A 22,082-nucleotide genomic window follows, 5' to 3' on the forward strand; every position below is an offset into this window, starting at 1 on the left:
CGGGCAGCAAGGCGCTGCCCGCTCTGTATCCGGCTAGTGCTTACGAACGCGCGGCGGCTGTCGCCTCGACATAGGCCTTGCGATCGGCCGCCACGCGCTGCGCGGCCGGCCGCTCGCCGACCAGCTTCGCGTGCGCCTTCCAGTCGATGCCGGCGTCGAGCAGGAAATCGCGGCCGAAGATGGCCTTCGTCGCCATCCCGATCACCGGCAGGTGGACCGATGCGGCGATGTCCGCAAGACCGAACGTGTCGCCGAGCACGTAGGGCGAGAACTGCGTCATCCGCTTGAATGCATCGATCGCACGCGGCAGCCGCTTCTCGACATGCGCCTTGGTCCCGTCGCTGACCTTGCCGCCGAAAAACGCTTCCGTATAGACCTCACGCGCGGGCCATTCGAGATACAGCTCGAGCGTCTCGATCAGTTCGCGCACCTTCGCGGCCGCGAACAGCCCCGCCGGGAAAATGACCTTGTCGGGATAACGCGCGGCCAGATACTCGATGATCACCTGCGACTCGAACAGCGCACCCTCTTCCGTCTTCAGGAACGGAATCTTGCCGAGCGGCGAATCGGCGAGCAATGCAGGATCGCTGACCGGCAACGTGCATGTCGCTTCCTCGAACGGGATGTCATGTTCGAGCAGGACGAACTTCACCTTGTTGTAATAGTTGGACAACGGAATACCGCACAGCTGTAGCATCGGAGTCTCCTTCGTTGCGGGAGCGCGGCCGCAGCGACGCCGGCCGCACCAGGATTCGTCGCGCTGAAAAGCACGTTCGTGCTAGTCTAAAGCAGTTTGATGTCCGTCACGACAACAATGCATCCGCTGCGGCAGCGCCCTCGCGGGTATGCGCACGAGCCCGCGCAACGCGCGGCGCCGCAGCCTCGCCATCCGATGGAGACACCCTCGCATGAGTGCTGAACTGCTGGCCTCGCGTCCGCCCGAGAGCGAATCGACGCTCGTCCTCACGCTGTCCAATCCCGGCGCGCGCAATGCGCTGCATCCCGACATGTATGCGGCCGGCGTCGAAGCGCTCGCCACCGCCGAGCGTGATCCCGCGATTCGCGCGGTCGTGCTCACGGGCGCCGATCGTTTCTTTTGCGCGGGCGGCAACCTGAACCGGCTGCTCGAGAACCGCTCGAAGGATCCGTCCTACCAGGCCGACGGCATCGATCAGCTCGGCGCGTGGATCACGGCGATCCGCGCATCGACGAAACCCGTGATCGCGGCGGTCGAAGGTGCGGCGGCCGGCGCGGGCTTCTCGCTCGCGCTCGCGTGCGACCTGATCGTCGCCGCACACGACGCGAAGTTCGTGATGTCGTATGCGCGCGTCGGCCTCACGCCCGACGGCGGCGGCTCGTGGTTCCTCGCCCGCGCGCTGCCGCGTGCGCTGGCCGCCGAAATCCTGTTCGAAGGCAAGCCCGTCGCGGCCGAACGCCTGCACGCGCTCGGCGTCGTCAATCGGCTCGCCGTGCCCGGCGCCGCATTGTCCGATGCGCTCGCGTGGGCCGATTCGCTTGCCGGCATCTCGCCGAACGCACTCACGCGCATCAAGTCGCTGCTCGACGATGCGCCCGCACAGCCGCTCGAAACCCATCTCGGCACCGAGCGCGATCACTTCGTCGCGTCGCTGCATCATGCGGACGCGTTCGAAGGCATTACCGCGTTTCTCGAGAAACGCCAGCCGCGCTACAAGCGCTGATCCGCGCAATCCCGCTGTTCTAACGGCCTCGCCGCGCCGCATCGACACGCCGTGCGCCGGCGCGCGGCCGCGCCTTCCCGCCGCCTGCAGCGCACGTCGATCCATGCTCTAATGACCGCCTGTCGCGGCGTCCTGCCGGCGCCGTTTTCGTGCATGCAACGAAGGAGTTGACGATGATCGACGTCTACAGCTGGGCGACCCCGAACGGCCACAAGGTCCACATCATGCTCGAGGAAACAGGCCTCGCGTATCGCGTGCATCCGGTCGATATCGGTGCGGGCGACCAGTTCAAGCCCGAATTCCTGAAGATCAGCCCGAACAACAAGATCCCCGCGATCGTCGACGCGGACGGCCCAGGCGGCAAGCCGATCTCGCTGTTCGAATCGGGCGCGATCCTCGTGTACCTCGCGGAAAAGACCGGCAAGTTCCTGCCGACCGACCCGGCCGCGCGCTATGCGACGCTCGAATGGCTGATGTTCCAGATGGGCGGCGTCGGCCCGATGCTCGGGCAGGCGCATCACTTCCGCCTGTACGCGCCGGAGCAGATCGAATACGCGGTCAATCGCTACACGAACGAAGCGAAGCGCCTGTACAACGTGATGGAAAAACGCCTCGGCGAATCCGAATATCTCGCGGGCGACACGTACACGATCGCGGACATCGCGACGTTCCCGTGGACGCGTTCGTGGCAGAACCAGGGCATCGTGCTCGATGAGCTGCCGAACGTGAAGCGCTGGCAGGAAGCGATTGCCGCGCGTCCGGCCGTGCAGCGCGGCGTCGAAGTCCTCGCGTCGATGCGCAAGGCACTGCAGGACGACAAGGCGCGCGAGATGCTGTTCGGCGCGACGCAATACGCGAAGCACTGAAGCAGCACGCGTGGGCAACGCGGGCGGCATCCGCCGATGCCGCCGCGCGCATCAGAAGTAGTGCAGCGTAATGAATTCCGCCGCGCAAACCAGCAACGGCGTGTCGCGACGCTCGGCCTGCACCGATACCGACCATGTGACCTGCACGCCGCCCCGCGCGGCCTCCGCGGTTTCCTTCACCGCGAACAGCGCGCGCACACGCGTGCCGACCGGCACCGGCTTCAGGAACCGCACGCGATTCAATCCGTAGTTCACGCCCATCTTCTGCTCGAAGCGCATCGCCTCGGCCATCAGCACGGGAATCAGCGACAGCGTGAGGAATCCGTGCGCGATCGGACCGCCGAACGGCGACTCGCGCCGCGCGCGCTCGGGATCGACGTGGATCCACTGGCGATCGCCGGTCGCGTCGGCGAAACCGTCGACCCGACGCTGGTCGATCTCGACCCAGCCGCTTGCCAGCGGTTCCGCGCCGATCTGTGCATGGAGCGCCTGCGGCGACGCGATCAGCGGCAATGTCACGTCCGTCATGCGCCCGCCCCTTGCGGATGGCGCAGCCCGAAGATCACCTTGGTATGCACGGAGATCACCGTGTCGCCGGCGCCGTTGATGCCGATCCACTCCGACGACACGATGCCGCGGTCAGGCTTGCTCGCCGACACGCGCTTGTCGTGGATCTTCTGGAGCATCGTGATCGTGTCGCCGGCACGCACGGGCTTGAGCCAGCGGATCGAATCGATGCCGGGCGAACCCATGCTGGTCGAATCCGGCCCGAGCTTCTTGACGAGGAGGCTCATGAATACCGAACACGTATGCCAGCCGCTCGCGACCAGTCCGCCGAACGGCGATGCCTTGCCGGCTTCCTCGTCCAGATGGAACGGCTGTGGATCGTAGCGTTGCGCGAACGCCTTGATGTCGTCCGGCTCGAACGTGTAGCGGCCGATTTCGGTCGTACTGCCGACTTCAAGGTCTTCGTAACTGATACCCACTGTGTGTCTCCTGTGGCGCGCTCGCGCGTCGCCGTCATACCGCGTCGGCCTGTGCGAAATCCGGCAGGGCCGCGATGCGCGCAAGGTGGTGATCGGTGTCGCCGAGGGTCGTCTCGATGATCGACAGCCGCTTGAACAGGTGCGCGGCGGCCACCTCGTTGGTCACGCCCATGCCGCCGTGCAGTTGCACGGCCTGCTGGCCGACGAAGCGCGCTGCCGCGCCGACCCGCGCCTTCGCGGCCGACACCGCCTTGCGCCGCGCATCGGCATCGCCGCCCGCGTAACGCACCGCGGCCAGGTAGGTCAGCGAACGCGCCTGCTCCGCGTGAATCAGCATGTCGACCATCCGGTGCTGCAGCGCCTGAAAACGCGCGATCGGCACGCCGAACTGTTCGCGCGTCTTCGTGTACTCGACCGTCGCGCGGTTCAGTTCGTCGAGTGCGCCGACCGCTTCCGCGCAGAGCAGGAAGGTCGCGTAATCGGCAATCTGCTCGAGCGCGGCCGCATCGCGTGCGCCGCCGGTCAGTTGCCGCGCGGGCGTTTCATGCAGCTCGATGGTTGCGGCGCGCTGGCCGTCGATCGTCCGATAGTCGACGAGCTTCACTCCCGCGGCGTCGCGCTCGACGACGAACAGACCGATGCCGCCGCCGTCGACCCGCGCGGGCACGATCCACGCGTGTGCCTGTGCGCCGTGCTGAACGACCGACTTGATGCCGGTCAACCGGCAAGCGCCGCCCTGCTCGCGCGCCTGCGTGCCGAGTTCGTACAGGTCGTAGCGCGCCCGCGGTTCGTGAAACGCGACCGCCAGGCGCTTCTGCCCCTGTGCGACCGCTTCCAGCAGCGCGGCATCGTCGCCCGTGCCGGAACCGGCAATCCGCAGCGCCTCGATGCCGACCGCCGTCGCCCAGTACGGCTCGACCACGAGTGCGCGGCCGAGCTCCTGCATCGCGACCAGCATGTCGACGGGGCCGCCGCCGAATCCGCCCTGAGCCTCCGGCACGGGCAGCGCGGTCAGGCCCAGCTCCGCGAATGCGCTCCATTGCGTGTCCGACACGCCCGCATCGCTGCGCACGATCGCCTGGCGCGCGTCGAAACCGTACTGCTCGCCGAGATAGCGGCGCAGCGCGTCGGCGAACTGTTGCTGCTCATCGGTAAAGCTGAAATCCATGGTTGTCTCCGTTCCCTGATCACAGCCCGAGGATCATCTGCGCGATGATGTTCTTCTGAATCTCGTTCGAGCCGCCGTAGATCGACGTCTTCCGATAATTGAAGTAGTACGCGGCGAGCGGCGCGGCATCGTCGTCGCCGGCGATGCTGTGTTCGCGCTCGCCCTCGAGGAACGGCACGTCGAACGGCGCCGCGAGCGGCCCGATCGCCTCGAACATCAGCTCGGTGAGCGCCTGCTGCACCTCGGTCCCCTTGATCTTCAGCATCGACGCCTCGGGGCCCGGCCCCTTGCCGCTCGTCTCGCGGCTCACGACGCGCAGCACCGTCACCTCGAGCGCCATCAGCTCGACCTCGAGCGCGGCGACCTTCGCGGCAAACACGGGATCCGCGAGCAACGGCTTGCCGTTCTTCTGCTGGTGCGACGCCACGCGCTTCAGGAACACGAGCTCGCGCTTCGACGCGCCGACGCGCGCGATACCGGTGCGCTCGTGGCCCAGCAGGTATTTCGCGTAGGTCCAGCCGCGGTTTTCGTCGCCGACGAGGTTCTCGACCGGCACCTTCACGTCCTCGAAGAACACCTCGTTGACCTCGTGATCCTCGTCGAGCGTGATGATCGGACGCACGGTGATGCCGGGCGTCGCCATGTCGATCAGCAGGAACGAGATGCCCTCCTGCTTCTTCGCCGCTGGATCGGTGCGCACGAGGCAGAACATCATGTCCGCGAACTGGCCGAGCGTGGTCCAGGTCTTCTGGCCGTTGACGACGTAGTGATCGCCATGGCGTTCGGCGCGGGTGCGCAGCGACGCGAGGTCCGACCCGGAGCCGGGCTCCGAATAGCCCTGACACCACCAGTCGGTGCCGTCGAGGATGCGCGGCAGATAGTGGCGCTTCTGCGCTTCGCTGCCGTATTTCATCAGCACCGGCGCGACCATCGACACGCCGAACGGCAGCACGGTCGGCGCGCCGATGCGGGCGCACTCCTCGTCCCAGATGTGGCGCTGCGTCGCGTTCCAGCCCGGGCCGCCGTATTCAGCCGGCCACGCGGGCGCGGACCAGCCGCGCTGGCCGAGAATCCGGTGCCAGCTCGCGAAATCCTCGCGGTCGAGTCGTTTGTGATCGAGTACCTTGGCGCGCAGGGCGTGAGGCAGATTGGCCTCGAGCCAGGCGCGGACGTCAACGCGGAACGCGTCGTCGGCGGGGGAATAGTCCAGATCCATGCGCAGTGTCTCCTGACCGCGGCCATCCGGCCCGGCCAGGACCCACTGCGTACGTCATTGCAGCGGTTCTTTCAGCGCGGCGGGAATCGGCAGCGGCATCACGTCGATGCCTTCTTCAACCAAGGATTGCGCATCCTCCGGCGTCGTGACGCCGCGAATGCTGCGTGCCGGCGCCTCGTTGTAATGGATGCGCCGCGCTTCCTCGGCGAAGCGCTCGCCCACATTCTCGGTCTTCTCCAGCACCTCGCGCAGCGCGCGCATCACCTGCGCCTGCAGCGCACGCGGATCGGCCGGCTGCGCCTGCGTCGCACCCGACAGGTTCAGGCGCGGCGCCGACGGCATCCGGTTGATCTCGGTCGTCCCGCACACCGGACATTCGACCAGCTTGCGGGACAACTGCGCTTCGAACTCATCGGCGGAAGCGAACCAGCCTTCGAACCGATGACCGTGCGGGCACTGTAAATCGAGGACCTTCATGCTGTGAATCAGGGCGTGTGACGAGTGTAGCGCAAAACGCGCTTTTGTGAACGATCGTGCTAAATCAGGATCGCGCGGCCGGAAAGCGTCCGCGTCACCGGATTGTAACGCGGCGCCCTACCCGCCGCTGACGCGCGGTCAGGGGTTCAGGACCGGGCCGAGCGGCCAGGTGCCGGACAGCACCTTGTCGAGCCACATCATGCCGATGATCGTCTTCACGTCGGTGATCTGGCCCGTGCGCACCCATTCCTGCAGGTCGGCCTGCGTCGCCGTGAAAGTTTCGAGGAATTCGCCTTCGTCGAGCTTGCGCTCGCCGGCCGTCAGCCCGCGCGCGAGATACAGGTCGATGAATTCGGTCGAGTAGGAAATGATCGGATGAATGCGGGCCAAGAACACGTATTCGCGGGCCGTGTAGCCGGTTTCCTCGCGCAACTCGCGCACCGCGCAGGCGAGCGCGCCTTCGTCCGGATCGAGCTTGCCGGCCGGGAATTCGGCCATGACCTTGCCGATCGGATAGCGATACTGGCTTTCCATCAGCACGCGGCCGTCGTCGAACAGCGGGATCACCATCACCGCGCCCGGGTGCTGAACGTATTCGCGCGTGGCGCGCTTGCCGTCCGGCAAACGGACGGTATCGCGCTTGAGCTTGAGGAACGAGCCTTCGAAAATCGCCTCGCTCTCGAGGCAGGTTTCGGTCAGTGCGGCGTCATGATTGGGTAGTTCGGCCATCGGCGGCTCCGTGGATGAGCGCGACGGCCAAGGGCCTGTCCGCGCTAATAACAAGCTTGCGCTGGCCGCCAGAAGGGCCGAGCGCAAGGAATGCGACGAAGCGAATACTCGACGTATTCACGAGGAGCATGACGCCGCGATCGGCCCTTCTGGCGGACAGGCCCTTGTCAGCGTCGTTTGACGAGATACTGGAACGTGAAGCCGGGAAACGCGAACACGACAAAAAGACTGAAGGTGATCGCGTAAAACTGCCAGCCCTGTTCGAAGCGGTTGCCGGCACGCGACTCGAGCCAGAAGCCGAGGGCGCCGACGACGAAATACAGCACGATCAGCTCGCCGATCCGAACCCACGCGTTCTTCTTCGTCGCGCCGAACGGCACGACGGCGAAGAGGCGTTGGTTCAGGAACGGCACGTTGGCGCAGACGAGCGCCAACAGCACGATGAACCAGCCGGCTGCCGACATTACAGCGGCAGCGTATGACGGATCGCCTGCAGGCAGGCCGTCAGCAGCGGGCTCGGGATCAGGCCGAGCACGACGACCGCGACGCCGTTCAGCACGAGGATCGAGCGCTTGCAGAAATCGCCGGTGATCGGGGCCGTGTCCTGCGGCGCATCGAAGTACATCAGCTTGACGATGCGCAGGTAGTAGAACGCGCCGAACAGCGACGTGATCACCGCCAGCACGGCCAACCACGTGAGACCCGCGTTGACGGTCGCCTCGAGCACCGCGAGCTTCGCGTAGAAGCCGACGGTCGGCGGGATACCGGCCAGCGAGAACATCATGACCATCATCACGAACGCGAACACCGGGCTGCGCTTGTTGAGGCCCTTGAAGTCGTCGATCGTCTCCGCTTCGAAATCGCGGCGCGCGAGCAGCATCACCACGCCGAACGAGCCGAGCGTCGTGATCAGGTAGACGATCGCGTAGAACATCGCCGAGCTGTACGCGTTCGCCGGTGCGGCCGCGTCGCCCTTCACGATGCCGGCCAGCAGGCCGAGCAGCACGAAGCCCATGTTCGAGATCGCCGAATACGCGAGCATCCGCTTGATGTTGCGCTGGACGATACCGGTGATGTTACCGACGATCAGCGACAGCGCGGCGAGGATCACGAGCGCGGTCTGCCAGTTCTGGGCGAGCGGCAGCAGGCCCATCACCAGGAAGCGCAGACCCCACGCGAACGCGGCAACCTTCGGGCCACCGCCGACGAACAACGTCATCGCGGTCGGTGCGCCCTGGTAGACGTCCGGCACCCACATGTGGAACGGCACGGCGCCAAGCTTGAACGCGATACCGGCGACGATGAAGACCACGCCGAACATCAGCACGGCTGCGTCGGTGTTGCCGCCGACTGCCTTGTACACCTCGCCCAGCTCGAGCGAGCCGGTCGCGCCGTAGAGCATCGAGATGCCGTACAGCACGAAGCCCGACGCGAGCGCGCCCAGCACGTAGTACTTCATCGCGGCTTCGCTCGACTGCGGCGCGTCGCGGCGCAGCGCGATGACCGCGTACAGCGACAGCGACATCAGTTCGAGGCCGAGGTACAGCGTCAGGAAGTTGTTGCCCGACACCATCACCAATTGACCGAGCAGCGAGAACATGCCCAGCAGGAAGACGTCGCCGCGGAACATGTCGCGGTCTTCGAGGTACTTGCGCGAATAGACGAGCGAGACCGCGAAGCCGATCGACACGACGGCCTTCATCATGCTCGCGAACGAGTCGACGACGACCATCCGCGAGAAGAAGTAGTACGGGTGCGGGTCGAGCGCCTGCACCGCGAACCACACGCCGGCGACGACCGACGAAACCACCGCGATCAGATAGGTCAGGCGGCGGCCAGCGGCACCGGTAAAGGTGTCGTTCAGCCATGCGACGACGATGGCGACCATCACCAGCGCGTCAGGCAACAGGACATTCATAGGTGCGTTCATGATCTTGATTTCCTCCGCTCGCGATTACTGGGCCAGCGGCAGTTTGGACTGCCCGACATGGGAGAGGAGGTTTTCCACGGAAACGTGCATCACGTCGGTGAAAGGCTTCGGATACAGGCCCATCAGCATCGTGAACGCGGCCAGCACGGCCAGCATCAGGAATTCGCGACGGCCGATGTCCTTCAGCTTGGCAACGTGATCATTCGCGACCGCGCCGAAGTACACGCGCTTGTACATCCACAGCGTGTAGGCGGCGCCGAGGATCAGCGTGAATGCCGCGCCGAATGCGATCCAGAAGTTGTACTGGACGGCGGCGAGAATCACCATGAACTCGCCGACGAAACCCGACGTGCCCGGCAGGCCGCAGTTGGCCATCGAGAACAGCATCGCGAATGCCGCGAACTTCGGCATCACGTTCACGACGCCGCCGTAGTCGGCGATCTGGCGCGAGTGCAAACGGTCGTACAGCACGCCGATGCACAGGAACATCGCACCCGACACGAAGCCGTGCGAGATCATCTGGATGATCGCGCCTTCGACGCCGAGCTGGTTGAAGATGAAGAAGCCGAGCGTCACGAAGCCCATGTGCGCGATCGACGAATACGCGACCAGCTTCTTCATGTCGGCCTGCACCATCGCGACGAGGCCGATGTAGATCACCGCGATCAGCGACAGCGTGATCACGACCGGTGCGAGGAAGTGGCTTGCGTCAGGCGTGATCGGCAGCGAGAAACGCAGGAAACCGTACGCGCCGAGCTTCAGCATGATCGCCGCCAGCACGACAGAGCCGCCCGTCGGCGCTTCCACGTGCGCGTCCGGCAGCCAGGTATGCACCGGCCACATCGGCACCTTCACCGCGAACGCGAGGAAGAATGCAATGAACAACAGGATCTGCGGCGTCATCGCGATCTTGGCGTTCTGCCACGTCGCGAGGTCGAACGAATGCGTCTGCGTGTACAGGTAGATCAGCGCGACCAGCATCAGCAGCGAGCCGGCCAGCGTGTACAGGAAGAACTTGAATGCCGCATACACGCGGTTCGGGCCGCCCCACACGCCGATGATGATGTACATCGGGATCAGGGTCGCCTCGAAGAACACGTAGAACAGCAGGCCGTCGGCCGCCGAGAACACGCCGATCATGATCCCGGACAGGATCAGGAAGGCCGCGAGGTACTGCGCGACGTTCTCGGTGATCACTTCCCACGCGGCGATCACGACGATCACCGTGATCAGCGCGGTCAGCACGACGAACCACATCGAAATGCCGTCGACGCCGAGGTGGTACGCGATGTCGAAGCGTTCGATCCAGGTCGACTTCTCGACGAACTGCAGCGCAGCCGTGCTCGAATCGAAGCCCGTGATCAGCGGGATCGTGACCGCGAGACCGAGCAGCGAACCGATCAGCGCGACCCAGCGGGCCGTGCCCGGATTTTTGTCGTTACCCACCGCGAGCACGAGGAGGCCGAAAACGATCGGCAGCCAGATCGCGGTACTGAGAATCGGAAAAGCGTGCATTAGTGTTGTCTCCCCGCCTTATTTGCCGCCGAGCGTTACAAACAGGGTCAGGAGCCCCAGCATGCCGATGATCATGGCGAACGCGTAGTGATAGATGTAACCGGATTGGAGGAAGCGGATCACGCCGGCGAACCAGCCGATGAACCGGGCGCTGCCGTTGACGAGGCCGTCGATCACGACGACGTCACCTTCCTTCCAGAGGCCGCGGCCGATCGCCACCGAACCACGGGCGAACACCACTTCGTTGATCTTGTCCATGTAGTACTTGTTGTCCAGCAGCGTGTAGATCGGGCCGAACGCGCGGCGGATCGACGCCGGCAGCTCCGGACGCTTCAGGTACAGGAACCATGCGACGACGACACCGGCAAGCGCCAGCCACACCGGCAGGCCCGACACCGAGTGCAGGCCCATGCCGACCCAGCCGTGGAACTCTTCGGCCATCTCGGTCAGTGCCGGATGGTTCGCGCCGATGAAGATCACCTTGTCGAATGCGACGCCGTGCTGGAAGAAGTCGCCGAACAGCATCGGGCCGATCGCAATCGCGCCGATGATCACCGACGGAATCGCCAGCAGGACCAGCGGCACCCACACGACCCACGGGGTCTCGTGCGGCTCGTGCGCGTGGTCGTCATGACCGTGGCCATGGCCGTGATCGTCGTGGCCGTGCGCGGCCGCCATGCCCATCGGCGATTCCGGATGCTTCGGCTTGCGGAAGCGCTCTTCGCCGTGGAACACCAGGAAGTACATGCGGAACGAGTACAGCGCCGTGACGAACACGCTCGCGACGACCGCGAAGTACGCGAAGCCCGAGCCCGGCAGGTGCGACAGCTTCACCGCGTCGATGATCGAGTCCTTCGAGTAGAAGCCCGAGAAGAACGGCGTACCGATCAGCGCCAGCGAACCGACGAGCGACGTGATCCACGTGATCGGCATGTACTTGCGCAGGCCGCCCATGTTGCGCATGTCCTGGTCGTGGTGCATGCCCATGATCACCGAACCGGCGCCAAGGAACAGCAGCGCCTTGAAGAACGCGTGCGTCATCAGGTGGAACACGGCGACCGGGTAAGCGGACACGCCGAGCGCGACGGTCATGTAGCCGAGCTGCGACAGCGTCGAGTACGCGACCACCCGCTTGATGTCGTTCTGGACGATCCCGAGGAAGCCCATGAACAGTGCCGTGATCGCGCCGATCACCGTGATGAACGACAGCGCGGTATCCGACAGCTCGAACAGCGGCGACATGCGCGACACCATGAAGATGCCGGCGGTCACCATCGTCGCCGCGTGAATCAGCGCGGAGATCGGCGTCGGGCCTTCCATCGAGTCAGGCAGCCACACGTGCAGCGGGAACTGCGCCGACTTACCCATCGCGCCGATGAACAGGCAGATACAGGCAACGGTCAGCAGGCCCCAGTCGGTGCCCGGGAAGTGCAGGCTCGCGAGCTCGGCACGCTTCGCGAACACTTCGCCGTAGTTCATCGAACCCGCGAACGCGAGCAGCAGGCCGATGCCCAGCAGGAAGCCGAAGTCGCCCACGCGGTTCACGAGGAACGCCTTCATGTTCGCGTAGATCGCGCTCTCACGCGTGAAGTAGAAGCCGATCAGCAGGTACGACACCAGACCCACCGCTTCCCAGCCGAAGAAAAGCTGCAGGAAGTTGTTGCTCATCACGAGCATCAGCATCGAGAACGTGAACAGCGAGATGTACGAGAAGAAGCGCTGGTAGCCGTCCTCCTCCGACATGTAGCCGATCGTGTACACGTGCACCATCAGCGAGACGAAGGTCACGACGACCATCATCATCGCGGTCAGCGAATCGACGAGGAAGCCGACTTCGAGTTTCAGCGAGCCGACGTTCATCCATTCATAGACGGTCGCGTTGAAGCTCGCGCCGCCCATCACGTCGAGGAAGACTTTCGCCGACAGGAGGAACGCGATCAATACGCCGAGGATCGTGATCCGGTGTGCGCCCTTGCGCCCCACTGCGTTCCCGAACAGCCCCGCAATCAGCGAGCCGGCCAGCGGAGCGAGCGGAATCGCCAGCAGCAGGTTTTCATTGAGTGTCATTGACATAACAGCGTTGCCTGAAATTAACCTTTGAGCTGATCGAGATCCTCGACATTGATCGTGTCGAGCTTACGGAACAGGGTCACCAGAATCGCGAGACCGATCGCGGCTTCCGCTGCGGCGACGGTCAGCACGAAGAACACGAAGATCTGGCCGTGCACATCGCCGAGGTAGTGCGAGAACGCGACGAAGTTGGTGTTCACCGCCAGCAGCATCAGTTCGATCGCCATCAGGATGATGATGATGTTGCGGCGGTTCAGGAAAATCCCGACGATCGCGATCGCAAAGAGGATCGCGCCGAGTACGAGGTAGTGAGCAAGAGTCAGCATGGTTTCTTTTCCTCCGCTTAGCCGTTGGTGCTCGTACCGGCTTCGCTCTGCGCCGTTTCCGGCTGCGGCTTTTCCGCTTCCATCTTCACGAGGCGCACGCGGTCGTTGCGGCGCACCTTGACCTGATCCGACACGCGCTGGCGCTTGCTGTCCTTGCCCTTGCGCTCGGTCAGCCCGATCGCGGCGATGATCGCGACCAGCAGCACCAGGCCGGCGATTTCGAACGCGAAGATGTAGTCGGTGTAGATCACCTTGCCGATCAGTCGCGTGTTCGACCAGTCGGCCATCGCGCCCGTCGCCATCGCGTGCACCGTATGCGTGTCGCCGTAGCCGCGCCACAGGATCAGCGCGGTCTCGACCACGATGATCGCGCCGACCACCGTTGCCATCGGCACGAAGCGCTTGAAGTCGCGGCGCAGGTAATCGATGTTGATGTCCAGCATCATCACGACGAACAGGAACAGCACCATCACGGCGCCCACGTACACCAGCACCAGCAGGATCGCGAGGAACTCCGCTTCCAGCAGCATCCAGATCGCGGCGGCGTTGAAGAACGCCAGCACAAGGAAAAGCGCAGACGCCACCGGGTTGCGCGAAGTGATCACCTTCAGCCCTGATACCACCAGGAGCAGCGCGAAGATGTAGAACAGTACGGTCGTGAATTCCATGATTACCGGTTCATCGTTAGGCCATAGTCAGGCGCGGCTTGCGGGACGCTCTCGCGTGCCGCACCCGTCGCGGCGGCTCGACCCGTTCATGCCGGGCCGGCACTGCAAACACAATCAACGATACGGCGCGTCGGCGGCCTTCGCCGCAGCGATGTCCTTCTCGTAGCGATCGCCCACCGCGAGCAGCATTTCCTTCGTGAAATACAGGTCGCCGCGCTTTTCGCCGTGATACTCGAGAATCTGCGTCTCGACGATCGAATCGACCGGGCAGCTCTCTTCGCAGAAACCGCAGAAGATGCACTTCGTCAGGTCGATGTCATAGCGCGTCGTGCGGCGCGTGTTGTCCGCACGCGTTTCCGATTCGATCGTGATCGCCAGTGCGGGGCACACGGCCTCGCAGAGCTTGCACGCGATGCAGCGCTCTTCGCCGTTCTCGTAGCGGCGCAGCGCATGCAGCCCGCGAAAGCGCGGTGAAATCGGAGTCTTCTCTTCCGGGAACTGCACGGTGAACTTGCGCCGGAACGTGTAGCGACCGGTCAGCGCGAGCCCCTTCAGCAGCTCCGTCAGGAAGAAGGTCTTAAAGAAGTGTTGGATTGCCGTCATGATTTCGTCCGATCTTTACTTCACCCAGATGTTGAGCGGCGACATCATCCAGAAGCCGACCACGACCACCCAGATCACCGTGACGGGCAGGAACACCTTCCAGCCCAGACGCATGATCTGGTCGTAACGGTAGCGCGGGAACGTCGCGCGAACCCAGATGAACACCGACAGCAGCGCGAACACCTTCAGCACCAGCCAGAAGACGCCCGGAATGAACGACAGGAATTCGAACGGTGCATCCCAGCCGCCGAGGAACAGCGTCGCGGCGAGCGCCGAGATCACGATCATGTTGATGTACTCGGCGAGGAAGAACAGCGCGAACGCCATGCCCGAGTAATCGATCATGTGACCCGCGACGATCTCCGACTCCCCTTCCACCACGTCGAACGGGTGGCGGTTCGTTTCGGCGATGCCGGACACGAAGTAGACGACGAACGCCGGCAGGAGCGGCAGCCAGTTCCACGACAGGAAATTCACGCCGTGGCCGGCGAAGAAGCCGTGCTGCTGCGAGCCGACGATTTCCGACAGGTTCAGGCTGCCGGCCGTCATCAGCACGAGCACCAGCGCGAAGCCCATCGAGATTTCATACGACACCATCTGGGCCGCCGCGCGCATCGCGCCGAGGAACGCGTACTTCGAGTTCGACGCCCAGCCGGCGAGAATCACCGCGTACACGCCGATCGACGAGATCGCCATCGCATACAGCAGGCCGGCGTTCACGTTCGCGAGCACGGCTTCGGCCTGGAACGGGATCACCGCCCAGACGGCGAACGCCGGCACGACGGTCATGACCGGCGCGATCAGGTACAGCCAGCGGCTGGCGGCGCTCGGCTGAATGACTTCCTTCAGCAGCAGCTTCAGCACGTCGGCGATCGGCTGCAGCAGGCCGGCGGGGCCGACGCGGTTCGGGCCGAGACGCACGTGCATCCAGCCGATCAGCTTGCGTTCCCACAGAATCAGGTACGCGACGCACAGCAGGATCACGACGGCGACGACGAGGATGCGCACGATGGCCCACACCGTCGGCCATGCGATGCCGAGAAGCTGGGCTCCGCCCGCGTTGATCGTATCGAACAAGCTCATTTACGCCTTCTCCACCACCAGTTCACCGGACAGGCTGCCGAGCGCTGCGCCGGCAGGCGTCGCCGCCGACACGCGAACGACCGTCTCCGCAAGATTCGCGTCGCGCACGGCCGGCAACTGCACCGCACGCTCGCCCTGGCGCACGCGCACCGCGTCGCCTTCCTTCAAGCCCAGCTTGTCGAACAGCGCGGCCGGCAGGGCTGCGGCGTTCGCCACCTTCGCGGCGGCCGTCAGGTGCAGCGCACCTGCGCGGCGCACGAGTGCGTCGGCGTGATAGATCGGCACATCGGCGAGGCGCTCGAAACCGCCGTTCGCGGCAGTCGCCGCGACGCGTGCCGGCGCGACCGACGCCTGGTTCGACAGACGGCTCGCGACACCTGCGTCCCCGAGCGCCGCAAGACGCACTTCTTCGGCGGTCTCGTATTCGAAGTTCGGCAAGCCGAGCAGGCTGCCGAGCACGCGCAGCACCTTCCACGCCGGACGCGTGTCGCCGAGCGGGCGCACGACGCCGTTGAAGCTCTGCACCGAGCCTTCCGCGTTCACGTACGTACCGGCCGTTTCCGTGAACGGCGCGACCGGCAGCAGCACGTCGGCGTAATCGAGGCCGTGCTTGAACGGCGACATCACGACGACCATTTCAGCCTGGTTCAGCGCGGCAAGCGCCTGCGCCGGATCGGCGGTGTCGAATTCCGGTTCGACGTTCAGCAGCACGTAGCCCTTGCGCGGCTGCGCGAACGCTTCGCGCGCGTTCAGGCCGCCTTCGCCCGGCAGCGCACCGACGACGTGCGCGCCAACCGTGTTCGCCGCTTCGGTCAGGAAGCCGAACGTGGCGCCGGTGTTGTCGGCGATCCACTGTGCGACGGCGTGCAGCTGTGCGAATTGCGGATGACGGACGGCCACGTTGCCGAGCAGCACCGCACGGCGCTCGCCGTTCGCGAGCGACTGGGCGACCGCTTGCGCGGCCGGCGACGCAGTGACGCCCGCGAGCGTGTCCGGCAGTGCGACGCCGCGCAGTTGCGCGACGGCCGCGGCGACGCCGGCCAGTTCGTCGAGCCATGCCGACGGCGCAGCGACGATGCGCTTCGCGGTCGGGATCAGCGAGTCGTCGGCGGTCGCGTGCAGGAAGTGCAGCTTCGCGCCGTTCTTCGCGGCCTGACGCAGGCGTGCGGCGAACAGCGGGTGGTCGCGGCGCAGGAACGAACCGACGACGAATGCAGCATCCACGTTCGACAGGTCGGCGATCGGCATGCCGAGCCACGGTGCGCCCTGGACCGGCGCCGAGAAATCCTGCTGACGCAGACGGAAGTCGACGTTCGGCGTCTTCAGTTCGTTGGCGAGCTGCTTCACGAGGAACAGCTCTTCAGCGGTGCTGTGCGCGCTCGCGAGCATCGCCAGCGCGTTCGCGCCGTGATCCGCGGCGATGCCCTTCAGGCCCTTCGCGACATACTCGAGCGCGGTCTGCCAGTCGGTTTCGATCCACTGGCCGCCCTGCTTCAGCATCGGCTTCGTCAGGCGCTCTTCGCTGTTCAGACCTTCGTACGAGAAACGATCCTTGTCCGAGATCCAGCATTCGTTGATCGCTTCGTTCTCGAACGGCAGCACGCGCATCACGCGGTTGTTCTTCACCTGCACGACGAGGTTCGCGCCGACGGAATCGTGCGGGCTCACCGACTTGCGGCGCGACAGTTCCCACGTACGGGCGCTGTAGCGGAACGGCTTGCTGGTCAGCGCGCCGACCGGGCACAGGTCGATCATGTTGCCCGACAGCTCGGAGTCGACCGTCTTGCCGACGAACGTCGTGATTTCCGAGTGCTCGCCGCGACCCAGCATGCCGAGCTCCATCACGCCGGCGATTTCCTGGCCGAAGCGGACGCAGCGCGTGCAGTGGATGCAGCGCGACATCTCTTCCATCGAGATCAGCGGGCCCACGTTCTTGTGGAACACCACACGCTTTTCTTCCGAGTAGCGCGACGACGACTTGCCGTAGCCGACCGCCAGATCCTGCAGCTGGCATTCGCCGCCCTGATCGCAGATCGGGCAGTCGAGCGGGTGATTGATGAGGAGGAATTCCATCACCGACTGCTGCGCCTTCACGGCCTTGTCGGACTGCGTGTGCACGATCATGCCGGCCGACACGGGCGTCGCGCAGGCAGGCACGGCCTTCGGCATCTTCTCGACTTCGACGAGACACATCCGGCAGTTGGCCGCAACCGACAGTTTCTTGTGATAGCAGAAGTGAGGAATGTACGTATCCGCCTTGTGCGCAGCCTGGATCACCATGCTGCCTTCGGGCACCTCGACCTTCTTGCCGTCTATTTCAAGTTCAACCATGATGGTGAATGGTCCTTAACCTATTTCCGCCCGTTCGCGCCTTCGCCCGACCGTGCGCTCAAATTCCGCAACCGGTGCTTCGCTTCAGGCTGCCGCAGCGTGCGCGTGGCCGCCGACCATGCAGTGCTTGTGCTCGACGTGGTACGCGAATTCGTCCCAGTAATGCTTGAGCATCCCGCGCACCGGCATCGCCGCCGCATCGCCGAGCGCGCAGATCGTGCGGCCCATGATGTTCTCGGCAACCGAGTTCAGCAGGTCCAGATCTTCCTGGCGCCCTTCGCCGTGCTCGATACGATTCACGACGCGATACAGCCAGCCGGTGCCCTCACGGCACGGCGTGCACTGGCCGCACGATTCCTCGTAGTAGAAGTACGACAGGCGCAGCAGCGAACGCACCATGCAGCGCGTCTCGTCCATCACGATCACCGCGCCAGAGCCGAGCATCGAGCCCGCCTTCGCGATCGAGTCGTAATCGAGATCGGTCTGCATCATGATGTCGCCCGGGATCACCGGCGCCGACGAACCGCCCGGAATCACGGCCTTGATCTTGCGAGCGCCGCGCATCCCGCCGGCGAGCTCCATCAGCGTCGCGAACGGCGTGCCGAGCGGCACTTCGTAGTTGCCCGGACGCTCGACGTCGCCCGACACCGAGAAGATCTTCGTGCCGCCGTTGTTCGGCTTGCCGATCTCGAGGTAATTCTGCGGCCCGATGGACAGCAGGAACGGCACCGCGGCGAACGTCTCGGTGTTGTTGATCGTGGTCGGCTTGCCGTACACGCCGAAGCTCGCCGGGAACGGCGGCTTGAAGCGCGGCTGGCCCTTCTTGCCTTCGAGCGACTCGAGCAGCGCCGTTTCCTCGCCGCAGATGTACGCGCCGTAACCGTGGTGCGCGTGCAACTGGAACGAGAATTCCGAGCCCATGATGTTGTCGCCGAGGAAACCCGCGGCACGCGCTTCATCGAGCGCGGCCTCGAAGCGTCGATACACTTCGAAGATTTCGCCGTGGATGTAGTTGTAGCCGACGGTGATGCCCATCGCGTACGCGCCGATGGCCATGCCTTCGATCAGCGCATGCGGGTTCCAGCGCAGGATGTCGCGATCCTTGAACGTGCCCGGCTCGCCTTCGTCCGAGTTGCAGACGAGGTACTTCTGCCCGGGGAACTGGCGCGGCATGAAGCTCCACTTCAGGCCGGTCGGGAAGCCCGCACCGCCACGGCCGCGCAGGCCCGACGCCTTCACGTCGGCGATCACCTGCTCCGGCGGAATCTTTTCCTCGAGAATGCGGCGCAGCTGCTTGTAGCCGCCGCGCGCAACGTAATCTTCGAGATGCCAGTTCTCGCCGTTCAGACCAGCAAGGATCAGCGGTTTGATGTGACGGTCGTGAAGGGACGTCATTTCGAAAGCTCCTCAAGCAGCTGGTCGATCTTCTCGCGGCTCATGAAGCTGCACATTCTGTGATTGTTCACCAGCAGCACCGGCGCATCGCCGCACGAGCCCATGCATTCGCCTTCCTTCAGCGTGAACTTGCCGTCGGGCGTGGTCTCGCCGAAGCCGATGCCCAGCTTCTGTTTCAGGTAGTCGGCCGTCGCCTCGGCGCCGCCGTGCGGACCAAGCTGGCACGGGAGGTTCGTGCAGAGCGTGATCTTGTGCTTGCCGACCGGGTTGAGCTCGTACATCGTGTAGAACGTCGCGACTTCCTGCACGGCGACTGCCGGCATGCCGAGATAGTCCGCGACGAACTGCATCAGTTCGGGCGACAGCCAGCCGTGCTCTTCCTGAGCAACGGCCAACGCCGACATCACGGCGGACTGTTTCTGATCGGCGGGATACTTCGTCAACGCTCGATCGATTTCCTTCAGGCCTTCAGCTGAGATCATTTTCAGACACGACTCTTTCAATTCCTACCGAACGAACAACCTGCCGCACTGCTGTGCATGGACGGCAGACCTGGCGCTCACTGTTGACAGCTTGCGAAGCCGCGCCGGCTCAGCGCGCATCGCATGTGACTTACTGCTCGCCGCCCGCACGCGCAGGCGGCGCAACCATTAGCGATCGATTTCGCCGAACACGATGTCCTGCGTACCGATGATCGTGACGGCGTCGGCAATCATGTGGCCGCGCGCCATTTCGTCGAGCGACGCGAGATGCGCGAAGCCCGGGGCGCGAATCTTGAGGCGGTACGGCTTGTTGGCACCGTCCGACACGAGGTAGATGCCGAATTCGCCCTTCGGATGCTCGACTGCTGCGTACGCCTCGCCTTCCGGCACGTGAAAACCTTCGGTGAAGAGCTTGAAGTGGTGAATCAAGTCTTCCATGTTGGTCTTCATGCCGACGCGCGACGGCGGTGCAACCTTGTGATTGTCCGTCATCACCGGGCCCGGATTCTTGCGGAGCCACTCAATACACTGTTTCGCGATGCGGATCGATTGGCGCATTTCTTCGACGCGCACCAGATAGCGGTCGTAGCAATCGCCGTTCACGCCGACCGGCACGTCGAAATCCATGCGGTCGTACACTTCGTACGGCTGCTTCTTGCGCAGATCCCATGCGATACCCGAACCGCGCAGCATCGGGCCCGTCAGGCCCATCTGCAGCGCGCGCTCCGGGCTGACGACACCGATCCCGACCAGGCGCTGCTTCCAGATCCGGTTGTCGGTCAGCAGCGTTTCGTATTCGTCGACGCACTTCGGGAAGCGCGTGAAGAAGTCGTCGATGAAGTCGAGCACCGAGCCGCTGCGCGCTTCGTTCATCCTCGCGAGCGCCTTCTCGTTGCGAATCTTCGACGCCTTGTATTGCGGCATTGCGTCAGGCAGGTCGCGGTAGACGCCGCCCGGACGGTAGTACGCCGCGTGCATCCGTGCGCCGGACACCGCTTCGTACACGTCCATCAGGTCTTCGCGCTCGCGGAATGCGTACAGGAACACCGCCATCGCGCCGACGTCGAGTGCGTGCGCGCCGATCCACATCAGGTGGTTCAGCACGCGCGTGATTTCGTCGAACAGCACGCGGATGTACTGCGCGCGCTCCGGCACGTCGATGCCGAGCAGACGCTCGATCGCGAGCACGTAGCCGTGCTCGTTGACCATCATCGACACGTAGTCGAGACGGTCCATGTACGGCACGGACTGGATGAAGGTCTTGCTTTCCGCGAGCTTTTCAGTCGCGCGATGCAGCAGGCCGATGTGCGGATCGGCGCGCTGGATGACTTCGCCGTCGAGCTCGAGCACCAGGCGCAGCACGCCGTGCGCTGCCGGGTGCTGCGGGCCGAAGTTGAGGGTGTAGTTCTTGATTTCTGCCATGACGCCCCCTTAATGTTTCAGACCGCCATAGCGATCCTCGCGGATCACGCGCGGCGTGATTTCGCGCGGCTCGATCGTCACCGGCTGGTACACGACCCGCTTCTCTTCCGGGTCGTAACGCATTTCGACATAGCCCGACACCGGGAAGTCCTTGCGGAACGGGTGGCCGATGAAGCCGTAGTCGGTGAGGATGCGGCGCAGGTCGGGGTGTCCCTCGAACACGAGGCCGTACAGGTCGAACGCTTCGCGCTCGTACCAGTTTGCGGAGGTCCAGATGTCGACGAGCGACGCGACGATCGGCAGATCGTCGTCCGGCGCGAACACGCGCAGGCGCAGGCGCCAGTTGTTCGTGACCGACAGCAGCTGCGACACGGCCGCGAAACGCGGGCCGTCGTACGCACCGTCGCCGTAAGTCTGGTAGTCGACGCCGCAGAGGTCGATCAGCTGCTCGAAACAGAGCTTCGGATCGTCGCGCAGCGTCTTTGCGACTTCGAGGTAATCGCTCGCCTTCACGACGAGCGTCAGTTCACCGATCGCTTCGGTGAGGCTCACCACGCGCGCGCCGAGCGCGGCTTCGAGGTTTGCCTTCAGGATCTCGATTTTGCTTGCCATATTGAGGGGACGCTCGGGGCTTTATTGACGGGCGATGGTGTTGGTGCGGCGGATCTTCGCCTGAAGCTGGATCACGCCGTAGACCAGCGCCTCGGCCGTGGGCGGGCAGCCCGGCACGTAGACGTCGACCGGCACGATCCGGTCGCAACCGCGGACCACCGAGTACGAGTAGTGGTAGTAGCCACCGCCGTTCGCGCACGACCCCATCGAGATCACCCAGCGCGGCTCGGCCATCTGGTCATACACGCGGCGCAGTGCGGGCGCCATCTTGTTGCACAGCGTGCCGGCGACGATCATCACGTCCGACTGACGCGGGCTCGGACGGAACACGACCCCGAACCGGTCCAGATCGTAACGGGCCGCGCCCGCATGCATCATCTCGACGGCGCAACATGCGAGCCCGAACGTCATCGGCCACAGCGAGCCGGTACGCGTCCAGTTGATCAGCTTGTCAGCCGTCGTGGTGACAAACCCTTCCTTCAAGACCCCTTCGATACTCATTT

23 protein-coding genes are annotated in these 22,082 nt (G+C 64.5%); 2 read left to right on the forward strand and 21 right to left on the reverse strand.

Going from position 1 to position 22,082, the window contains the following annotated elements; all coding sequences use genetic code 11:
- Positions 1–40: 40 nt before the first annotated feature.
- Positions 41–697, reverse strand: coding sequence for a glutathione S-transferase (locus BAMB_RS11455; protein ID WP_011657469.1), 657 nt, complete (start codon positions 695–697; stop codon positions 41–43).
- Positions 698–908: 211 nt separating this feature from the next.
- On the opposite strand from BAMB_RS11455, the gene BAMB_RS11460 reads away from it, so the two are divergent.
- Both BAMB_RS11460 and BAMB_RS11465 read left to right on the forward strand, forming a co-directional pair.
- The gene (locus BAMB_RS11460; protein WP_011657470.1) at positions 909–1,700 is read left to right on the forward strand and encodes an oxepin-CoA hydrolase, alternative type; all 792 of its coding nucleotides are present in this window, start codon (positions 909–911) and stop codon (positions 1,698–1,700) included.
- Positions 1,701–1,873: 173 nt separating this feature from the next.
- Complete coding sequence (locus BAMB_RS11465; protein ID WP_011657471.1) at positions 1,874–2,566, forward strand: glutathione binding-like protein; 693 nt, start codon at positions 1,874–1,876, stop codon at positions 2,564–2,566.
- 51 nt (positions 2,567–2,617) lie between these two features.
- On the opposite strand, the gene BAMB_RS11470 is transcribed toward BAMB_RS11465, so the two are convergent.
- The 20 genes from BAMB_RS11470 to BAMB_RS11565 all read right to left on the reverse strand — a co-directional run bounded on the left by BAMB_RS11470 (position 2,618) and on the right by BAMB_RS11565 (position 22,080).
- Entirely contained in the window at positions 2,618–3,094 is a 477-nt protein-coding gene (locus BAMB_RS11470) for a MaoC family dehydratase (protein ID WP_011657472.1), read from the reverse strand.
- Positions 3,091–3,552, reverse strand: a complete 462-nt coding sequence (locus tag BAMB_RS11475) for a MaoC family dehydratase (protein ID WP_011657473.1) — start codon at positions 3,550–3,552, stop codon at positions 3,091–3,093. The genes BAMB_RS11470 and BAMB_RS11475 overlap by 4 nt, the downstream gene beginning before the upstream one ends.
- A 34-nt stretch (positions 3,553–3,586) precedes the next feature.
- Entirely contained in the window at positions 3,587–4,720 is a 1,134-nt protein-coding gene (locus tag BAMB_RS11480; RefSeq protein ID WP_011657474.1) for an acyl-CoA dehydrogenase family protein, read from the reverse strand.
- 19 nt (positions 4,721–4,739) lie between these two features.
- A complete protein-coding gene (locus tag BAMB_RS11485; RefSeq protein ID WP_011657475.1) occupies positions 4,740–5,936 on the reverse strand; it encodes an acyl-CoA dehydrogenase family protein in 1,197 nt (398 codons plus the stop codon).
- Positions 5,937–5,990: 54 nt separating this feature from the next.
- On the reverse strand, positions 5,991–6,413 hold the full coding sequence (locus tag BAMB_RS11490; protein WP_006750470.1) for a DUF1178 family protein: 423 nt from the start codon (positions 6,411–6,413) through the stop codon (positions 5,991–5,993).
- 138 nt (positions 6,414–6,551) lie between these two features.
- Complete coding sequence (locus BAMB_RS11495) at positions 6,552–7,142, reverse strand: NUDIX domain-containing protein (protein ID WP_011657476.1); 591 nt, start codon at positions 7,140–7,142, stop codon at positions 6,552–6,554.
- Positions 7,143–7,309: 167 nt separating this feature from the next.
- A complete protein-coding gene (locus tag BAMB_RS11500; protein WP_006756909.1) occupies positions 7,310–7,606 on the reverse strand; it encodes a DUF2818 family protein in 297 nt (98 codons plus the stop codon).
- Positions 7,606–9,060 (reverse strand): NADH-quinone oxidoreductase subunit NuoN, encoded by a 1,455-nt coding sequence (nuoN, locus tag BAMB_RS11505; RefSeq protein ID WP_175783437.1) that lies wholly within the window; start codon positions 9,058–9,060, stop codon positions 7,606–7,608. Before nuoN ends, BAMB_RS11500 begins: the two co-directional genes overlap by 1 nt.
- Before the next feature lie 36 nt (positions 9,061–9,096).
- On the reverse strand, positions 9,097–10,587 hold the full coding sequence (locus BAMB_RS11510) for an NADH-quinone oxidoreductase subunit M (RefSeq protein ID WP_011657478.1): 1,491 nt from the start codon (positions 10,585–10,587) through the stop codon (positions 9,097–9,099).
- An 18-nt stretch (positions 10,588–10,605) separates the two neighbouring features.
- Complete coding sequence (gene nuoL / locus BAMB_RS11515; protein ID WP_011657479.1) at positions 10,606–12,660, reverse strand: NADH-quinone oxidoreductase subunit L; 2,055 nt, start codon at positions 12,658–12,660, stop codon at positions 10,606–10,608.
- Between the two features lie 17 nt (positions 12,661–12,677).
- The gene (gene nuoK, locus BAMB_RS11520) at positions 12,678–12,983 is read right to left on the reverse strand and encodes an NADH-quinone oxidoreductase subunit NuoK (RefSeq protein WP_004185739.1); all 306 of its coding nucleotides are present in this window, start codon (positions 12,981–12,983) and stop codon (positions 12,678–12,680) included.
- A 17-nt stretch (positions 12,984–13,000) separates the two neighbouring features.
- On the reverse strand, positions 13,001–13,651 hold the full coding sequence (locus tag BAMB_RS11525) for an NADH-quinone oxidoreductase subunit J (RefSeq protein ID WP_006750464.1): 651 nt from the start codon (positions 13,649–13,651) through the stop codon (positions 13,001–13,003).
- 114 nt (positions 13,652–13,765) lie between these two features.
- Positions 13,766–14,254 (reverse strand): NADH-quinone oxidoreductase subunit NuoI, encoded by a 489-nt coding sequence (gene nuoI / locus BAMB_RS11530; protein WP_006398806.1) that lies wholly within the window; start codon positions 14,252–14,254, stop codon positions 13,766–13,768.
- A 15-nt stretch (positions 14,255–14,269) separates the two neighbouring features.
- A complete protein-coding gene (gene nuoH, locus BAMB_RS11535) occupies positions 14,270–15,337 on the reverse strand; it encodes an NADH-quinone oxidoreductase subunit NuoH (RefSeq protein WP_006750463.1) in 1,068 nt (355 codons plus the stop codon).
- Positions 15,338–17,668, reverse strand: coding sequence for an NADH-quinone oxidoreductase subunit NuoG (nuoG, locus tag BAMB_RS11540; protein ID WP_011657480.1), 2,331 nt, complete (start codon positions 17,666–17,668; stop codon positions 15,338–15,340).
- Positions 17,669–17,752: 84 nt separating this feature from the next.
- The gene (gene nuoF, locus BAMB_RS11545) at positions 17,753–19,063 is read right to left on the reverse strand and encodes an NADH-quinone oxidoreductase subunit NuoF (RefSeq protein WP_011657481.1); all 1,311 of its coding nucleotides are present in this window, start codon (positions 19,061–19,063) and stop codon (positions 17,753–17,755) included.
- Positions 19,060–19,545: an NADH-quinone oxidoreductase subunit NuoE gene (nuoE, locus tag BAMB_RS11550; RefSeq protein WP_006756903.1), complete on the reverse strand. Its 486-nt coding sequence runs from the start codon at positions 19,543–19,545 to the stop codon at positions 19,060–19,062. Before nuoE ends, nuoF begins: the two co-directional genes overlap by 4 nt.
- A gap of 168 nt (positions 19,546–19,713) precedes the next feature.
- Entirely contained in the window at positions 19,714–20,967 is a 1,254-nt protein-coding gene (locus BAMB_RS11555; protein ID WP_011657482.1) for an NADH-quinone oxidoreductase subunit D, read from the reverse strand.
- Between the two features lie 9 nt (positions 20,968–20,976).
- A complete protein-coding gene (locus BAMB_RS11560) occupies positions 20,977–21,579 on the reverse strand; it encodes an NADH-quinone oxidoreductase subunit C (RefSeq protein ID WP_011657483.1) in 603 nt (200 codons plus the stop codon).
- 21 nt (positions 21,580–21,600) lie between these two features.
- Positions 21,601–22,080, reverse strand: a complete 480-nt coding sequence (locus tag BAMB_RS11565) for a NuoB/complex I 20 kDa subunit family protein (protein WP_006398799.1) — start codon at positions 22,078–22,080, stop codon at positions 21,601–21,603.
- Between the last annotated feature and the right edge of the window lie 2 nt (positions 22,081–22,082).

Source organism: Burkholderia ambifaria AMMD, from assembly GCF_000203915.1.
In the GTDB taxonomy this organism is placed as follows: Bacteria; Pseudomonadota; Gammaproteobacteria; order Burkholderiales; family Burkholderiaceae; genus Burkholderia; species Burkholderia ambifaria.

Bases quoted from the DNA above. Each gene is read 5' to 3' on its own strand.
- BAMB_RS11455 (WP_011657469.1), bottom strand. From the start codon at position 697: ATGCTACAGCTGTGCGGTATTCCGTTGTCCAACTATTACAACAAGGTG.
- BAMB_RS11460 (WP_011657470.1), top strand. From the start codon at position 909: ATGAGTGCTGAACTGCTGGCCTCGCGTCCGCCCGAGAGCGAATCGACG.
- BAMB_RS11465 (WP_011657471.1), top strand. From the start codon at position 1,874: ATGATCGACGTCTACAGCTGGGCGACCCCGAACGGCCACAAGGTCCAC.
- BAMB_RS11470 (WP_011657472.1), bottom strand. From the start codon at position 3,094: ATGACGGACGTGACATTGCCGCTGATCGCGTCGCCGCAGGCGCTCCAT.
- BAMB_RS11480 (WP_011657474.1), bottom strand. From the start codon at position 4,720: ATGGATTTCAGCTTTACCGATGAGCAGCAACAGTTCGCCGACGCGCTG.
- BAMB_RS11485 (WP_011657475.1), bottom strand. From the start codon at position 5,936: ATGGATCTGGACTATTCCCCCGCCGACGACGCGTTCCGCGTTGACGTC.
- BAMB_RS11490 (WP_006750470.1), bottom strand. From the start codon at position 6,413: ATGAAGGTCCTCGATTTACAGTGCCCGCACGGTCATCGGTTCGAAGGC.
- BAMB_RS11495 (WP_011657476.1), bottom strand. From the start codon at position 7,142: ATGGCCGAACTACCCAATCATGACGCCGCACTGACCGAAACCTGCCTC.
- BAMB_RS11500 (WP_006756909.1), bottom strand. From the start codon at position 7,606: ATGTCGGCAGCCGGCTGGTTCATCGTGCTGTTGGCGCTCGTCTGCGCC.
- nuoN (WP_175783437.1), bottom strand. From the start codon at position 9,060: ATGAATGTCCTGTTGCCTGACGCGCTGGTGATGGTCGCCATCGTCGTC.
- BAMB_RS11510 (WP_011657478.1), bottom strand. From the start codon at position 10,587: ATGCACGCTTTTCCGATTCTCAGTACCGCGATCTGGCTGCCGATCGTT.
- nuoL (WP_011657479.1), bottom strand. From the start codon at position 12,660: ATGTCAATGACACTCAATGAAAACCTGCTGCTGGCGATTCCGCTCGCT.
- nuoK (WP_004185739.1), bottom strand. From the start codon at position 12,983: ATGCTGACTCTTGCTCACTACCTCGTACTCGGCGCGATCCTCTTTGCG.
- BAMB_RS11525 (WP_006750464.1), bottom strand. From the start codon at position 13,651: ATGGAATTCACGACCGTACTGTTCTACATCTTCGCGCTGCTCCTGGTG.
- nuoI (WP_006398806.1), bottom strand. From the start codon at position 14,254: ATGACGGCAATCCAACACTTCTTTAAGACCTTCTTCCTGACGGAGCTG.
- nuoH (WP_006750463.1), bottom strand. From the start codon at position 15,337: ATGAGCTTGTTCGATACGATCAACGCGGGCGGAGCCCAGCTTCTCGGC.
- nuoG (WP_011657480.1), bottom strand. From the start codon at position 17,668: ATGGTTGAACTTGAAATAGACGGCAAGAAGGTCGAGGTGCCCGAAGGC.
- nuoF (WP_011657481.1), bottom strand. From the start codon at position 19,063: ATGACGTCCCTTCACGACCGTCACATCAAACCGCTGATCCTTGCTGGT.
- nuoE (WP_006756903.1), bottom strand. From the start codon at position 19,545: ATGATCTCAGCTGAAGGCCTGAAGGAAATCGATCGAGCGTTGACGAAG.
- BAMB_RS11555 (WP_011657482.1), bottom strand. From the start codon at position 20,967: ATGGCAGAAATCAAGAACTACACCCTCAACTTCGGCCCGCAGCACCCG.
- BAMB_RS11560 (WP_011657483.1), bottom strand. From the start codon at position 21,579: ATGGCAAGCAAAATCGAGATCCTGAAGGCAAACCTCGAAGCCGCGCTC.
- BAMB_RS11565 (WP_006398799.1), bottom strand. From the start codon at position 22,080: ATGAGTATCGAAGGGGTCTTGAAGGAAGGGTTTGTCACCACGACGGCT.